Annotated in this window: 11 protein-coding genes; 4 read left to right on the plus strand and 7 right to left on the minus strand. The window is 58.2% G+C overall.

The annotated features are described in order from the left end of the window. The first annotated feature begins 13 nt into the window (after nt 1-13). The 3 genes from E1573_RS10285 (at nt 14) to galE (ending at nt 5,285) form a co-directional block, all read left to right on the plus strand. Nucleotides 14-1,540 carry an O-antigen ligase gene (locus E1573_RS10285; protein ID WP_133213211.1) on the plus strand — a complete coding sequence of 509 codons (1,527 nt, stop codon included), beginning with the start codon at nt 14-16 and terminating at the stop codon, nt 1,538-1,540. Between the two features lie 5 nt (nt 1,541-1,545). Beyond that, complete coding sequence (locus tag E1573_RS10290) at nt 1,546-4,173, plus strand: cellulase family glycosylhydrolase (protein ID WP_133213213.1); 2,628 nt, start codon at nt 1,546-1,548, stop codon at nt 4,171-4,173. Nucleotides 4,174-4,322: 149 nt separating this feature from the next. Next, nucleotides 4,323-5,285: a UDP-glucose 4-epimerase GalE gene (gene galE / locus E1573_RS10295; RefSeq protein WP_133213215.1), complete on the plus strand. Its 963-nt coding sequence runs from the start codon at nt 4,323-4,325 to the stop codon at nt 5,283-5,285. 93 nt (nt 5,286-5,378) lie between these two features. On the opposite strand, the gene E1573_RS10300 is transcribed toward galE, so the two are convergent. The 7 genes from E1573_RS10300 to E1573_RS10325 all read right to left on the minus strand — a co-directional run bounded on the left by E1573_RS10300 (nt 5,379) and on the right by E1573_RS10325 (nt 12,799). After that, entirely contained in the window at nt 5,379-6,185 is an 807-nt protein-coding gene (locus tag E1573_RS10300; RefSeq protein WP_133213217.1) for a CpsD/CapB family tyrosine-protein kinase, read from the minus strand. A gap of 11 nt (nt 6,186-6,196) precedes the next feature. After that, nucleotides 6,197-7,762, minus strand: coding sequence for a Wzz/FepE/Etk N-terminal domain-containing protein (locus E1573_RS10305; RefSeq protein WP_133213219.1), 1,566 nt, complete (start codon nt 7,760-7,762; stop codon nt 6,197-6,199). Between the two features lie 20 nt (nt 7,763-7,782). Continuing rightward, complete coding sequence (locus E1573_RS10310) at nt 7,783-8,898, minus strand: surface lipoprotein assembly modifier (RefSeq protein ID WP_133213221.1); 1,116 nt, start codon at nt 8,896-8,898, stop codon at nt 7,783-7,785. 26 nt (nt 8,899-8,924) lie between these two features. Beyond that, on the minus strand, nt 8,925-9,485 hold the full coding sequence (locus tag E1573_RS10315; protein ID WP_133213223.1) for a polysaccharide biosynthesis/export family protein: 561 nt from the start codon (nt 9,483-9,485) through the stop codon (nt 8,925-8,927). A 288-nt stretch (nt 9,486-9,773) separates the two neighbouring features. Continuing rightward, nucleotides 9,774-9,950, minus strand: coding sequence for an EPS-associated small membrane protein EppA (eppA, locus tag E1573_RS26705; RefSeq protein WP_165957318.1), 177 nt, complete (start codon nt 9,948-9,950; stop codon nt 9,774-9,776). Nucleotides 9,951-10,459: 509 nt separating this feature from the next. Beyond that, entirely contained in the window at nt 10,460-11,578 is a 1,119-nt protein-coding gene (locus tag E1573_RS10320; RefSeq protein WP_133213225.1) for a glycosyltransferase 61 family protein, read from the minus strand. A 72-nt stretch (nt 11,579-11,650) separates the two neighbouring features. After that, nucleotides 11,651-12,799 (minus strand): hypothetical protein, encoded by a 1,149-nt coding sequence (locus E1573_RS10325; protein ID WP_133213227.1) that lies wholly within the window; start codon nt 12,797-12,799, stop codon nt 11,651-11,653. Nucleotides 12,800-13,211: 412 nt separating this feature from the next. Here E1573_RS10325 and E1573_RS10330 point away from each other — a divergent pair, with 412 nt between their 5' ends. Then, nucleotides 13,212-17,057 (plus strand): dermonecrotic toxin domain-containing protein, encoded by a 3,846-nt coding sequence (locus tag E1573_RS10330; protein ID WP_133213230.1) that lies wholly within the window; start codon nt 13,212-13,214, stop codon nt 17,055-17,057. Nucleotides 17,058-17,059 lie beyond the last annotated feature (2 nt).

A 17,059-nucleotide genomic window follows, 5' to 3' on the forward strand; every position in this document is an offset into this window, starting at 1 on the left:
GTGCCCATAGCCGATGCCTGAACATTTACGTGCGCTGATCGTTATTGTGTTTGTGGCTGGCGTGGTCTTTGCCCTGGCGCGGCGGCCGGCAACCGACCTGATGGCCTACAGCGACTTCAAGCGACGGCGCAATTTATGGTTCGCCTTGACCCTCGTGGCGTTTTTTTCGCACAACTTCTGGGTATATGCTGCGGCCGCCACGGTCCTGCTGACACTGGCCCGGCGCCGCGAACGCAACCCCATGGCGCTGTTCTTCATGCTGCTGTTTCTCATTCCGCCCGCCATGGTGCCGGTCTCCGGTTTCGGCGTAATCAACTACCTGGTGGACGTGAACCACATTCGGCTGCTGACCCTATGTGTGTTGCTGCCGGTCGCGCTGAGCTTGCGCAGGCAAAGCGATACCCTGTCGTTCGGCCGTACCTGGCCTGATCGCATCCTGGCCGCCAGCCTGGTATTGATGATCCTGTTGTACCTGCGCGACACCTCGGTCACCGACACCTTGCGCCAGGTGTTGTACCTGTATGTCGATGTGTTCCTGCCGTACTACGTCGCCAGCCGCGCCCTGAAAACCATGAGCGACTTCAAGGACGCCATGCTGGCGTTCGTGCTCGCTTCGTTCGTGCTCGCGCTGATCGGCGTTGCCGAGTTCATGCGCCATTGGCTGCTGTACAACGGGCTGCTCGAAGCCATGGGTGTGCAATGGGAGATGTCTGGCTACTTGAGCCGCGGCGGCTCCTTGCGTGCCAGCGCCACCACCGGGCAGGCCATTGTCCTCGGTTACGTAATGAGCGTGGCGATTGGCTTGTTCCTGTTTGTGCAGGGCTACGTGCGCAATCCCCTGAATCGACTCCTCGGCGCCCTGTTGCTGGCCGCGGGGTTGATCGTCCCCTTGTCGCGCGGGCCCTGGATCGGCGCAGCCATCATCGTTGTCATCTTCATCGCCACCGGCAAACGCGCCGTCAAGCGCCTGGGCCTGCTGGCGCTGGTCGGCATGCTCTCGCTGCCGCTGCTGAGCGTGCTGCCTGGCGGCGACAAGGTCCTCGACCTGTTGCCGTTCATTGGCAACCTTGAGAAGGGCAATATCACCTACCGGGAGCGTTTGCTCGACAATGCGTGGATTGTCATCCAGCGCAATCCACTATTCGGCACGTTCGATTTTCGCAACACCCCGGAAATGCAATCGATGATTCAAGGTGGCGGCATTATCGACATCGTCAACACCTACATCGGCCTGGCGCTGCGCATCGGCCTGGTGGGCATGACGCTGTTCGTGGCGTTCTTCGTCAGTATCCTGCTGGCGATCCGCAAGAACATGCTGCTGTTTCCCGACAAAGAAGCCGAACAACGACAGCTCGGGCGTGCGTTGCTGGCCACCCTGATCGGGATCATGGTGATTATTTTCACCGTCAGCAGCATCACCGTGATTCCCGTGGTGTACTGGTCGATCGGCGGGCTGGGCGTGGCCTATGCCCAGATGGTCCGCACACTCAGGCACAGCCACGCAACAGACGTTGCCCATGCCGCCCTTCAACCCAGGTAATGCCAATGAACGGACTCTCTGTGCGCACCTTCATGCGCACCTCGGCACTCGTTAGCCTGATGCTGCTGTCATGGACCAGCGCGGCAACAGACTGGGCCGCCAGCGTCGAAGAACGCAATGGCCTGCCGACCCTCACGCACGGCGGCGGCCCGGCGATGGTGTCGACCTTCGACTTTTGGGGCGCCGACTGGTCGTGGACGTGGATGCCCGTCACGGTCAAGGTCGAGGGCCCTTTCCACTACAGCCTTGCAGGCAGCAACCAATCCCTGGCATTCGATCTGAGCGCCGACATCCAGAAATCAACGGCCCAGACCATGACCTGGAATTTCGACCTCAACGCCCATAGCCAGAAAAGCGGCATCATCGGCGGCGGCATCGTCTTCAATTTCGAACCCAGCTTGATCGCCGGCGAAATGGGCGACCCGGTGCTACTGCCTGACAACCGCGGCTGGTCGTGGGGTAAAAATCCGCAAGGCCCGCGCATCGAGATGCGCTTCGAGCCACCGCTGGCAAAGGTCTACTTCGAACGCGGCAACACCGATGAAGTGCGCGCATTTTTCTACAAAGACAGCATTGCCGCCGGCCGCCAGCAGACCAAAGCGGTGTTGAGCCTGACCGGCGATGTAGCCCTGACCCCAACGGTCAGCGAACGCTTCGGCCTGGCCACCCCCAGTTCATGGCCTGTTGACCAGGTCGACTGGCGCACCTCGCCGGTCGATCTGTCGTTTCTCAATGCCGCCGAAAAGCCGGCAGGCAAACGCGGCTTTGTCAAAGCCAATGGTGAGCAACTGCAGTTTGCCGACAACACACCGGCACGGTTCTGGGGCACCAACCTGTCGGCCTACGCGATCTTCCGTAGCTCCGACGAGGAAATCAAACAACAAGCCAAGCGCCTCTCGGCACTGGGCTTCAACCTCGTGCGCTTGCACCATCACGACTCGGCCTGGGTGCTGCCGAACATCTTTGGCGACGGTCAGGTCATCCACGACACCCAGCGCCTGGATGCAGAGGCACTGCGCAAGATCGACTGGTGGATCAAATGCCTCAAAGACGAAGGCATTTACGTCTGGCTGGACATGCATGTACAGCGTTCACTGACCGAAAACGACAACATCTACGGCTTCGATGAGCTGGTGAAGGCAAACGGCAAGGGCGACGACAAAGACGAAGTCAAACGGGTTGAGCTCAAAGGCTATAACTATGTGAACATTACCCTCCAGCAAGCGATGAAGCGCTTCACCGAGGATTACCTGACCCATGTGAACGCCTACACCGGCCTGGCCTACAAGGACGATCCGGCGATTGCTGCCGTATTGATCACCAACGAGAACGACATCACCCATCACTTCGGCAACGCCCTGTTGCCCGACAAAGGCGTGCCCAAACATAACCGCCTGTACATGAGCGAGGCCAAGGCCTTTGCCGCCCGCCATGATCTGCCCGCCGAGCAAACCTGGCGTTCCTGGGAGCACGGCCCATCGAAACTGTTTCTCAACGACCTAGAACGGCGCTTCAACGTCGATATGATCGAGCACCTGCGCACCCTGGGAGTCAAGGTGCCTATTGCCACCACCAGTACCTGGGGCGGTAATGGCTTGAGTTCGTTACCGGCACTGACCGCTGGCGACGTCATTGATGCCCACAGCTACGGTGGTACAGGGCAGTTAGAGAAGAATCCATTGAGCAGCGATGGCATGATCAACTGGCTGGCGGCTGCGCAGGTGGCCGGCATGCCCATGACCGTCACCGAGTGGAACGCCGAACCCTTCCCGACCCCGGACCGCCACTCACTGCCGCTGTATGTTGCCGGTACCGCCAGCCATCAAGGCTGGGACGCCTTGATGCAATACGCCTACAGCCAGGAAACCTTCGCCAGCGAGTACGTGTCGGCGAGCAACTGGCACGCCTACAACGACCCGGCGCTGCTGGCCACCCTGCCCGCCGCCGCCTTGCTTTATCGCCGCGGCGATGTGCATGAAGCGACGAGCCAATACGTGTTCACCCCGACAGCCGAAACCCTGTTCAACCGCGAGATCACTCCGAGCAGTTCGGTGCTGCTGCGCACTGCCATGGAAAAAGGCAAGCTGCAGATCGCCATGCCTGCTACCGCGCAACTGCCGTGGCTCAAACCGAGCACCATCGCCGCCACAGCGCAGACATTCACAGACCCGGACCATTCCCTGCTGGCTGCGAACGCCAGTGAATCGACGGTCGATACTGGCGAGCTTACACGCAACTGGCAGCAGGGCCTTTACACCATCGACACCCCGCTGACACAAGCTGCGACCGGCTGGCTCGGCGGTAAGCAGGTCGCACTCAGCGACATTCAGGTCCAGGTGAAAACACCCTATGCCAGTGTCGTGGTGCAATCACTGGATGCCAAGCCGCTGGGACAATCGCGCGATCTGCTGATCTCCCTCGGCACCCGGGCCATCCCCAAAGAAAATGGCAATACGCCGTTCTTCGTCGAACCTCTTGACGGCACGCTGACCCTCAAGGCGCCGTCGGGCTTGAAACTGTTCAGCCGTAGCCGCCAAGGGCAACTCGAAGAACATCCGACGACCTATCAGGATGGGCACTACCGCATCAGCTTCGACCCGCAACGCATGTCGAATTGGCTGTTCTTGAAATAGGGCATTTCGCCTTCTACCCTCTGGATAAGCCTGTACCGTTACCGCTTCATCACGCTCGGCAGCACACAGATATACCACCCGATTTATAGGGACGATTGCCCACAGACGCCACACGGCGCCTGTACCTCGACAGATTCCAGGAGGGTTGGATGAAGTTTTTGGTTATCGGCGGTGCAGGCTATATCGGCTCGCACATGGTCAAGCACCTCATGGACACCGGCCACGAAGTGGTGGTTGCCGACACCTGCCCCACGGGCCCTCACATCAAATGGGTCGAGCTGAACATCGCTGACGCCCACGCCCTCGATGCGTTATTCGCCGAATACCCGTTCGATGCGGTTTTTCATTTTGCCTCGTTCATCCAAGTCGGCGAGTCGGTCACAGACCCGGGCAAGTACTATCAGAATAACGTGGCGGCCACGCTGACCTTGCTGCAGGCCATGGTGCGTGCCGGGATCAGCCGACTGATCTTCTCCTCCACTGCAGCAGTCTATGGCGACCCGCAGTATGTCCCCATCGACGAAGCGCACCCCAAGGCCCCCATCAACCCTTACGGGCGCAGCAAATGGATGGTGGAGCAGATGCTTGAGGATTTTGACCATGCGCACGGGCTGAAGTCGGTGTGTTTGCGCTACTTCAACGCCGCGGGTGCAGACCCTGAGGGGCAATTGGGCGAATGCCACGAACCAGAGACACACCTGTTGCCGCTGATTCTGCAAGCCGCGTCTGGCCGTCGTGCGTCGATCACTGTGTTTGGTCGTGATTACGCAACGCCCGACGGTACCTGTATCCGTGACTACATCCACGTCGCCGACCTGGTGTCAGCGCACTCGCTGGCCGTGGATTACTTACTGGCGGGTGGCGCAAGTACCTGCTTCAACCTTGGTAATGGCCAGGGCTTTTCGGTGCAGCAAGTGATCGATGCCGCGTGCAGTGTGACAGGCTGCCAGATCGTTGTCAGCGATGCTCCGCGCCGTGCTGGCGACCCGCCCAGGTTGGTGGCCGATGCCAGCAAAGCCAAGGCCATATTGGGCTGGCAACCGCGATTTGCGTCCCTTGAACAGATCGTTGCGCACGCTTGGCGCTGGGAACTGAAATACCCCTGGCATTAACACCGGTGGGGGCGGGCTTGCCCCGCGATTGCGGGCTGTCAGGCACATCGCATCGCGGGGCAAGCCCGCTCCCACCGGTACTTGTGCAGCCTCTCAGTAGTAGGAGCGCACTTGCACCTCAGCCTTGTTCAACACCGTGCCGATCACATTGCAACCTGCCAGGTGATACAAGCAATCTTCGATCTCTTTCTTATTGTTCACACCGTTCGCCACCACCAGCAGCACACAATCGAATTTGGGCAGCACAGTCATGGCATCGTCGGAACTCAACAAAGGCGGCAGATCGAATATGCAGATCCGCGAGTCGTAGCGCTCACGCAAATCGCTGATCAGGCTGTTGACCTTGGGCGAAGACAACACCTCAGTCGACAACGGCACAGGCTCACGCGTCGGCAACACCACAAAGCGTGGTAGCGTTGGATTGACCAGCACCTCTTCCAGCCCGGCTTTGCTGGCCAGTAGCTCATTGAGCGACTTGTCCATCGGCAACCCCAGGCTTGCACCCACCCTAGGGCGGCGCAGGTCGAAATCCACCAGCAGTGCGGTCTTGGTGGTGTGATGAGCAATGCTCATGGCCAGGTTGATCGCCAGCACCGTCTTGCCTGCTTCAGGCGTTGGCGAGGTAATGGCCAGGGTTCGCCAGCCGTTCTCTTCCATGGTCTGCAGCACCTGCGTGCGTAACAGGTCAAAGGCCCAACTCATGTTCGAGTTCTTGTTGAACGCGACGATTCGATTGCGCTCCAGGTGCTCGGCGCGCAACGGCACGACCCGGGTTTTCACGTAATCGAACTGCCCCAATACTTCAGGCTGCTCACTCGCAGGCGCCGCCTGCGGCACCTCCGCGGCAACGGAGGTAACCTGATGAATGTTCTTGCCAATCGCCGGTGTGATCCTGTCCATCGCTACTGTCCCTATTGAAACCGAGCCAATGCTTTAAATAGCAGAAGATCCAACGGCATGTAGAACATGTGCAGGATCACCAACATGATCGCAACCAGCACCAGCGCGGCGACGACCATCAGCTTGCGCCATTTCTTGCGCTGCGCCAGTTCCGCCTGGGTCGAAATATACGGAATGGCAACCAGCACCCGTTTACCCAGCACGCTCTCCAGGGCGCCCACGCCGCGAACGCGCGACTTCAACATTTCCAGCAACATCACCAGCGCGCCAGCACCGGCGGGTGCAAGCACCAGGCCTAGGGCAACAATTTTCTTGCGGTTGGGCTTCACTGGTTTTTCAGGCATCAGCGGTGGCTCCAGCAGCACAAAGCGCTCGGCCTTGTTCTCCTGCTCCAGGCTTTCGGTAATTTTCGCGCCCATTTCCTTGGCGCGGATCTCTTCATACTTTTTGCGCGCATTGTCGTGATCGCGCATCAAGGTCACCAGACCGCGCTCGACCTGTGGTGCCTGAAGGATTTCGGCCTCGTACCCTTCCATCTTCTTCACCAGCTCGCGCTTTTGCTCAGCCAGCGAAGCGATGCGTTCCTGCGCAGCTCCGATCCGGGTTCTGACCCGGGCAACGTCGAGGCTGACCGTTGACGCGCCGAGCGTACGGCCACCGGTCGCTTCGAGCGCTTCGATCTTGCGTTTGACCGCAATTACGTCCGGGTGCGCATCCTTGTATTTGGTCAGCAGGCGCGCGTACTCCGCCTTGAGGCTTGGCAGGTCTTGCGGCAAGTCGGCAGGCGTGCCCCTGACGCTCTCGGCCTTGGTGGTCAGCCCGGAATTGGCCGCCGACAACTCCAGCTCCAGATAGCGCAGTTCCTCTTGCGCGGTTTTGTAGTCACGATCGACTTCCCGGAACTCCAGCTCTGAACGCGACAACATGCTCATGCGCAACGCCTGGTGCTCGGGCAAGGCATTGGCATGGGTCTGTTTGAAGTCGGCCAGCTGGTTTTCCAGGCTGGCCAGTTCGGCACCGAGCTTGTTGGCTTCCTGGGTCAGGAACACCGTGGTTTCATTGGCCCGCTCAGTGCGTTGCTTGAGGTTTTCATTGAGGAACAGGGTAACCAGTTCGTTGGCCACTTCCTTGGCCACTTCCGGGCGCTTGTGCTCGAACGACACATTGAACGCCACCGTCGCCTCCCCCCGCCCTTTCACGTAGGTGCTCAGCGTGGCGACGACAATCGAGTTACGCATCAGGTCGATTTTGTCCGACTCGCTGAAGCGCCTGCCTTTGTCCGCAAACAGGTCGTATTTGTCGATGATGCGCAGCAAGTTTTCGCGGGTCATGACGCGCTGGCGAATGACTTCGATGCGCTCGTCAGCAAAGGTGTTGTTGCCTGCCGACACCAGCTCCGGAGAAATCTGCTGTGATTCCACCAGAATGGTGCCCGTCGATTGGTAGATGGGCGGGACGGTGACCGCGACGACCACGGTCACCGCGAGAATGACCACGATGCTCAAACCCAACAGCAGGGCTCGGTCCTTGATAATGGCTATGTAATCGTTGAGGGACATCTCGTATTCAGATTTCATAGAGGCCACACTGCCGATATTCAGAGGTCGGGAAGTCTGTAGGTCAGCGTTAATCCAACGATGGTACCTACAGCATCGGGTAAGCCGTCTTGCTGGCGTTCCTTGTACATCAACGATAGGCGCACATCCCAAAAAGGCGAGAGTTCGCGGCTGGCCCATACGCTGTACGTCTGCAAGGTATTGGGCGTTTGCCCTTTACTGTCTTGCCATGAAGCTTCGAGGCCCACGCGACTGGTCTCGTTTACCGCATAACTCCAGATACCACGCACCTGATCGATTTCGGCGAAACCGCCCTCGGCGTTGGCAACAGTGCTGCGTTCTGCACTGAGCGTGGCATCGGCGCGATCGCCGAGGTAACGCAATGAAAGCCCGCCTTCGCCCCGGCTACCGCCGTCATCACCGGAAGCTTTGTTCATGCCCACATGCGCAACCCCTTCCAGGCGCTCGGAAAACTGGTACTTCACCCCAACCGTTGGGGTGTAGTTGTTCACCGCAGACGAGGTACTGTCATCGTCTGGCTCATAGCGCCTGACGCCAATGCCGGTGAAGAACGAGGTGCGTTCACTCCAGGCGTAGGTCAAGGTCACCACACTCGACAGCTCGGTGTAATCGGTGAGCGTATCGATGTCATAACGGGCGCGGCTGTAACGGGTTTCATTCTCCAGCGTGGTCCGTTCAGTGAGCGCGGTGTTCCAGTTGCCTGCCACTGAATACAGTTTCTGCGTGCCGTCAGTGGTCACCACACCGGTGTCCAGCACGGCACCCGACAGTGTCGAGCTCTCGTTGTATTGCGCCAACAGGCCGTAACCGCCTCGCTCGGTTTTACGCTGCCAGCCCAGGCTGACGTTGGGGTCTTCACGGTCCGAGACGATGTCGGTGTCGGAGGAACGCAGCACGTGCATGCCCAGGCCAAAGCGCAACTCGTCTCTGTCGTAAGTCCCGACAAGGCTGTAGTCAGGCGCGATGATCGTACGCGTGACACCCTGCTCGTCCGACGTCAGCAACAGCGGGTTGCTGTCGTACTCCACCGTTGTCGGCACCGCTACCGAGGACTGCCAGATGGCAGCATGAGCCGCACCCGGGTACGGCAAGATCATGATTGCCGTTGCAACACCCGTGATTCGTAGAAGCGGCACTCGCAGTCTTGAAACGTCAGGCCCAGTCAAGGTACGACCAACGTATCGCCGGCCTGAAGTTGGATATTGGTGGACATATCACGCCCGGAGACCAAATCCTTGTAACGCACCGCCAATACCTTTTGGGCGCTACCCGTACCACGTATCACCTTGATGTCGCTTTCATCCGCGAACTTGTCCAGGCCGCCCGACATACTCAGGGCCTGAAGGACGGCCGTCGGGCCTGCCATTTGTACCGGTCCGGGTTTGATCACCTTGCCCTGCACATAAACAAGGTTGCCAGCGATGCTGGTGACAACAACGCTGACGTTCGGATCGGGGAGGTATTTTTCAAGTTGGCTGGCGACTTTTTTGCCGGCTGCTGCGGCATCAAGCCCGGCAACACCAACCACAGTGCCTGCCAGTGGGAAGGTAATGCTGCCATCGGGAAGTACGGTGGTTTCCTGGCGCAAATTTTCTTCGCCCCAGACCGAAACCATCACCTTGTCGCCAGGGCTTAGCAAGTAAGCTGCGTTACTTTCAGCGGCACTGCTTGTGCCGGACCAGACCGTCAGCACGCAAAACGCGGAAAACAACAAACGCACCATGGGATCCCTCCGGCCACGAGGCCTACAAAGAGCACTGAATGAGAACAACGCACAACCTCTCGCTCCGCTTCACAGCCAACACTACCGACTGTAATGGCCTTGACCGTCCTGCAGGCCTGACACTGTAACGCTTGTAGCACCGCTGCTATGTAGCTGCTGGCACTTGGAATATAGCAATGGCTCGGGATTTAACAAGGTGCTGGCGATCCTGACGTCGGTAAAATTCAGGAAGTTCGCCTACACCTTTCGTGTTAGTTGCAAGGATATAAGTACAAATGAACTGCTCACCTACACTTTTCGCCGATTGGCTACAGCAATAAAACCAATGACTGCAAAAGCAAACAACCACCCCGCCGTGGTACTCGACACAACACTCGTTTTATTGACAAACGAGTCGGCAGCCCCGGCGGCACCGCTCAACAGTACAAACAGAAAAATAGACTTGATGAACAGTGTCGAGCGCATAATCCCCTCCAGCAAAGAGGATAGACATCATTGATCGGGTGATAAATTCTGTGGTGATGCTTGGAGCTTATGGGCACTATGACACTACGTCAATGATCCGACACCATAATAAATCTCAATGGACGGTCACTCACCTCGTCAAATTGTCGTCACACAGCTTTTGCGCTGTTTAAGGCCGCCACAGTAACCGCTCTAGATCGCAGTTCTTAAGGAAAAGAACGTGTTTTAGCAGGCGTGCGAAAGCGCAAAAAAATCACCCAAATCAGGCGATCAATACACAGAGCGTTTAATCCGATTGTCACAATCGACGTTGCGCAGTGTTTCATTGGTGAGAGAACGAATGCTAATGATTTTGCTTTCCAACTTACGGGTGGCCGGGAAAGAGTGCTGGTTGAACTGCTCGCCAGTGGGAGCGGGCTTGCCCCGCGATTGCGGTGTGACTGACAGATCGCTATCGCGGGGCAAGCCCGCTCCTACAGCAAGCCCGCTCACACTGGCTGGGGTGTCTTTCAGACCGGGAACAGATCCAGGGTTCGCTCGACTTCGTCTATATCGATAGCGAAGCCGTCACCCTCCGGGGTTCCTACGACAAAACCGAAATGTTGATGGTCACGGTCAGTCAGGTACTTGTAGTAACTGACGAATCGGTCAGGCGGTTGCAGCGTCAGCAAGGCGCCACCGGGCTCAAGAACATTGACACCATGCACCAACTGACTGCCCTCTACCCCCACCACCATCCGTGCCCCGGCACAGGCCGCGACAATAGCCGGCACTTCGGTTCGAAGGGGGTCGACAATGCGGAGCCCCCGGGTTTTGCGCAGGTGCTCAGCGATCTGCAGTTCGTTGCGCAGGTAGCGCAAGTCACCATCCCCTCCGCGCAAAAGAAACACACCAGGGTGGCTGTCATAGCTCACCTGAGAGCGCAGTTTGTCGCCCATGGCACGGTAACGCAGGTGCCGGCTGCGGTTGTTGCTCATGTCGTCGAACAGCACCACCTCCCGAAAAAACGCGCTATGCAGGCGATACGGTCGCATGTCCAACAAATCTTCATAAGCAGGAGCCTGGGTAAACAGCGGGTACCTGGCCGATGGCGCCGTGGTGACCGGTACACCTTCATTGCACGCCAGTGCATAGGTCACACAATCTTCCATTAACCATGTGCCAAACCATGTATTACCATTTTTCGTGCAATACACCGCCGCACGTTCTATCTCGCTCTCTACCATGATTCGGGGAAATGTACTGGGCCTCAACGACACCCAGTGGCTGGCATTGCCCTTATACAATGCGCCATCGACCATCCATACATTTTTGATCAAATAGCCGCGCGTCGGGCCTTCCTCTACGGTGAGACCACCCTGCATCGTACGTGCGGGGTGTACGAACGGAAAAAAACGCTTCGCTTCCCACCCCGTCACCCGCTCCAGCTGATTGGGCAAATAAAAGGCAGGTGGTGATATCGATGTCTCGCCTGGGGCAATATCCCAGCTTTTCACTGCGATGTGCTTCAGGTCAGTTTCGACTTTGCGAGAAAGGCGTTTTCTTGCCAGGAATTTATAAGCGGCGAGTGTCCACTTATTTGAATTACCGGCGGGCGAAGTGCTGAATTTTGAGACACCGCTTCCCATGAAGCGTCCTCCCGTTGTAGCGAGATCAATAAATAGACTCAGCGCAATAGCCCGCTAAAACATAAACACTACTTAGCTGGACAGTACCCTTTCCATGAGTGGCGGAGACTGTAAGTTGGCATAACGACTTCGCAATGTTTCCAGAAACAATTCACCTGAACTTTTTGCACCATAAATATAAATCTTGTGTAAACCGCCAAATACCATTTCGTGGTAACGGCTGGCGAACTCCTCATCACTTGGCCCCTCTGGCAAACCCAGATGAAGGGTCAGCTTGTCGCCTTCAACAGCAAATAACGGCGTCTCCCAGAGAAACTTTGCAGTCCCTGCCTTGGGCAGGCGCACGAACATGAATGCGCTGTTCCCCAACGAATCGATATCGCCCCCGCGCCGACGCTTCCACTTCAACAACCCATCATCTGGCCGCGCCAGGCACAGGCCGATGTCGTAATAGTCGTATCCATGTTCCAGCGCCCACTCCAGTGCCATGAAAGTGGTAATGGAGTTCACTTCTCGCAGTTTTTTGGCGTCTGAAAAAATACTTTCGCGATAACCAAAACGCAGCGTGCTCCAGAAGCGCTTGCCGTCGCGGGTAATTTCACATCCCAGATGACAGGCGACGATTTCATCGCCCTGCATGATCAGGTCAAGCCGACCGACCGTCTTGGCCAGCCGAAACACTTCCTCGGTGGGAAACTGCACGGCGTGAATACCCTGCCGGGCGCTGGCATAGGGCCTGAGCATGAACTGGTCGGCCATCGCGATTTCTTCGTCCGACACGGTCTTGCGCATGTGATACAGCGGCCGATTCTTGCGAATACTGCGGCGCAGTTCACTGTCGTAGCGCGACGTGATGTCTTCCAGCGAGCGTCCCAGCGGCACCACTGCACTCAAGTAATGCGGTACGTTCAATGCGCCGGAAGACGGCATTTCGCTGACCACCACCACATGATTCGACGTAGCAGGTGAGGTGCCGTCATCGGCCACGGGCGACTGATGCTTACCGCCAATCAGCAGCTTGGCCATCTCCCGCCGCTGCTTCCTACCGATGTAGAGAAATTCGTATGGGCTTTCCTGCTGCAGCCTGAACCGAGCAATCTCCCAATGCCAGAAGCATGAACGGGCAAGGACCTCTTGTAACTTGCCTTTAACGCGTCTGATCTCGTAACGCATGGAAGGTGAAATGTATTTCCGGGCAATTACCGCCAAGTGCTCTTTCATTTCTTCTTCGACGTCCTTTGCTGTTGTCTGGTGGGCAGCTCAGAAAAACATCAGAATGCAAGCCTACTTTATGCTTAATGCTTGATAGGCAAGACTTTATTGGCAACCTAGCCTTATCACATTCAGTAACAATTAAAGATCCAAGAAAGCCGCTTTGCAAGCCACAGATTACAGGCATTTCCATTGATTTTATGGCGTCAATTTTCTTTCAGATCTGCGGGTTCAGCGTAACTTCTTACTATCACGCAAGAGGCCTGTCTGCTTGCGGCGACTTTTCGCCAGAGGGTTTGGGAGCACCTGCCTTCACACAGGCATAACCCGATGCACTGCCAAACCGCGCAAACAACTATGTACCACCCCTACCCGCCTCACATCCTGCCTCCTGAGCGCCCTAGAACCAGGAGCATCGACAATGCCTTCAATCGACGTGGACAACCCACACCATCACTTACTGCAACGCCAGCTTCCCGCCTGGGCTCAACACGCCGTGCCTACGCTGTGGCATGGCTTGCTCGAATCGCTGTTGCCTGCCCAGGGCCCGGTTGACAACCAAGCTGCCTGGTTTGCCAATGCCGCACCCGACCTGCGCGAGGCGGTGCACGCCAGTCAGGCGCGTTTAATGCGCTCACAGCAAGCCCTGGCCCGAGCCTTGAAAGGGCTGAAGAACATCGCCGAATTTGCCGAGCCACTGCTGGCGCAAGCGCTCATGGCCCAACATCAGTTTTCTGCGCCTTTACGCACAACTGAACTGATCCACATTCATCACTTGTTCACCTGGGAAACTTACGTCAGCCATCACGAGCGCCGTAGCCTGCTGGAAGCCGCTTTGCACAACTTCGAAGCGGATGTGCAATTCAGTCGTGAAAGTGCTCTGGTGTTGGCAGGCGATGCACAGGTAGAGAAAACCATCGTTATTGGTAAAGCCCCGCTGGGCGATGACGATACACGGGTCGACATCGAACTCGACTCCGAGACCTACAGCCTCACACCTTTGCCCCTGACGCCGGAAGATTTCGCCCGTACTTGCCGCGAGCTGGACCTGGGCCAGCGCTATCAGGAACACCTCATCACGCAGTTGATGCCTGCGCCGGTCACAGCACTGGCTATCAGGGTGCACCAGGACCGTTTGCGCCTGGCCGCCGACCTCGCCTACCTGCGCCAGCACATCAACGGTTCTGCACTGGACAAGGTGCAGAACCTGCTCGACGACAGCACCCCGGCACAGGCTTTCAGCCAGTTGAGCCTGTTCGGCATCATCTTGCACGAGGCACTGATTGTCGATCTGGATGCAACCGGCCTACTCCTCTATTTGCCGGGTCAGGATGTCGAGTTGCAGCTGTTCACCAGCCTGTCCGCACTGCACGACCAGTTGCGCGACAACCTACTGCTGGCAGGCTTTCGCCAACGCTTCCTCGCCTATGTCCCGCGCGATCAGCATCCGACTTTCCTCAGCCGCTTGCGGCAGAATCTCGACGCCAATGACACCACACCCACCGATCAACCCTGGCCGTTGCGAGATGACGCCGACCTGCACCTGGCCAAGATCGCCATCGAAGGCAAGCTGTACAGTTTTCTACAGGTGGACGCCGTGGCTCGCCTCAAGACCGAAGCGCTCCAACTCGCGGTACCTACCGCTGAGGTCGACGAACAACAACGCCAACGGCGCCTGGCGCAATGGGAAAGTTACGGTCTGAATGCGCTGATGCTGGCCGGGGCTTTCATTCCGGGAGTTGGCACCTTGATGATGGCCGTCATTGCCTACCAACTGCTGGACGAAGTGTGTGAGGGTTATGAGGCCTGGAGTGTGGGCGACCGCCACCTGGCGTTGCAGCACCTTGAGACGGTGGGCTTGAATCTGGCATTGATCGGTGGCTTGCATGCCGCGGGCACGATAGTGCCCAAGCTGTTCAACAGCACGCTGATGGAAAGCCTTGATCAGGTTACCCTGCCCGACGGCAGTCAGCGCTTGTGGCAGCCAGACCTTGCGCCGTACCAAAGCCCGGTGCAACTGCCTGAAACGCTGCAAGCCAACGCCCAGGGCCAATACCGCTACCAGGGCCGCAACTACATCCGCATGGAGGGCGCGTGGTACGAACAACGCTTCGACGTCGGCCAGCAACGCTGGCGAATCGTGCATCCAACCGATGCCCAGGCCTATCAACCACGCCTTGAGCACAACGAGGAAGGCAGTTGGCGAGCCGAACATGAACAGCCACAGCACTGGTCGCCGGCGACCCTGGTACGCCGCCTCGATCACCGCTTGGAGGGCATCAAGGACGAGCAATTGAAACAGGCATTGCGCATCAGCGGCGTCAGCGCTGATCAACTGCGTTACCGGCACCTGGCCAACGCCCGCACACCGCTGGTGTTGACTGACACGCTGCGGCGCATGGCGGTGGAACGCCAGGTTGGCAAAGCCCTGACTGCCACGCCTGAACTCGATGCCGATGCCCTGTTTGAACAACTGTACAACGGTGCACAACCGGCCAGCCCGGCGCAGACACTGCTGATGACGCGCTACCCACGCCTGAGCTTGCCGCTCACCCGACGTTTGCTGGCCCGCCTGCACCCAGACGAACTGCTGGCATTGAGCGAACACGCGCAACTGCCGGGCTGGCTGGAGCGTGCAGCCGAACAGCTGTCCAGCGACCTGCCCATGGCCCGTGCGCTTGAAGGCCTGGTGCTGACGCGCCTGACCCGTGATGACACTGAACGCCTTGCCTTGCTCGCGCTAAAACGCTTGCCCGGCTGGTCGCCCAACGTACGCCTGGAACTACGCGCAGGCAGCCCTGACGGAGCGTTGCTCGCCAGCGTGGGAGAAGAAGATGCTGCGACACGCCGGGTGCTGATCAAGAGCGCCCAAGGCTATGAAGCCTTCGCCGAAGACACCCCGCGCCCTGGGCAAAGCACTGACGACCTGTGCCTGGCAATCGTCCGGGCACTTCCGAACTCGCTGCGCCAGGACATGGGCCTTGAGCAATTGACCGGTGACACACTGCGCATGCGCCTGCTCAAAACGATAAGTGAAGACCGCCTGCTCTGGGCACGCCGCCTGTTCAAGCCAGCCGACGGCTGGGCGAAACAAGCAAAACTGCGCGGCGGTGCGCCGCTCGACCCCACCCTGCCCTTTACGCCCAGGCCGCATCCGCGCAGTACGCTGACGGCGCGCTACCGGCGATTGTTCCCCAATGCCAACCTGCATGAAATCGACCAGACATTCACACAATGGCAACGTGAAATGCGTGTGGTTTCAGTCGAGTTACAAAGGCTGGAAGACCGCCTGGAAGCATTGCATAACGATTTACTCCGCTGGGCGGGCAATCAACCGCACCGACAACGCGCAATCCGGCCGATCATCAATGCCTGGCGGCATATTTCGACGCAGGCAATGATCAATGCCGACCCTTTGTTTCAGCTCGAGCTTTCCGATCTTGAGCTGGAAGACCTGGACATGGTCGAGCTGGCCTTGCCCGACACCTTCCAACATGTACAAACCATTGACCTGAGCGGTAACCGATCACTTAGCCAATTGCCTGCCGAATTTCTTGAGCGTTTCCCGAACTTGCGCTGCCTATACCTGCGCAGCTGCCGCTTCGCTCGCATTCCCCGCTTCGCCACCCCACAGACCCTGAACTGGCTGGACATGGAGGGCAATCGCATCACTTGGGACGCCTGGAACCAGGTCAACCTGAACAGGCTGACCAACCTGACCATGCTCGATCTGTCGGACAATCCCCTGATCGAGTCGCCGGACTTTTATGCGATGCGTGGCTTGCGTTCCGTCCACCTGAGGGACTGCAGCCTCACCCGGTTGCCCGAAGGCATACAGGGGATTGAAGCGCCGTCGCTGATCAACCTGGAGGACAACCAGTTCCAGTCACTCCCGGAGGGCTTTGAACTGCCTCACATCCACGGTGCTGCGCTGCGCCTGCAAAGCGAGGCGCTGAGCCGCGAAATAACCAGTCAAATCGAAACCTATTACCAGGAACACGGCGTGGACCTGATGCTCGCCGACAGCGATTTCGATGAGCTTCTGGACGGCATTAGCGTCGATCGGCAACAACTGTGGCAGCGCTTGCCCCTGCACTTTCGGCGCGACCTGCGCCTGTTGCTGGATGAGGACGATTACATTGCCGATCCAGAGGGCACTCAGACCGCAGTCTGGGCCCGTCTGGAGCGCATGGATACCGACCCGGAGTATTTGAGCCGGGCAGTCGACCTGGGCGCTGAGCACTTGCTGCGCCTACCGCTGGACTGACT

The sequence above is a fragment of the Pseudomonas sp. H9 genome (genome assembly GCF_004353925.1).
Lineage (GTDB): Bacteria > Pseudomonadota > Gammaproteobacteria > Pseudomonadales > Pseudomonadaceae > Aquipseudomonas.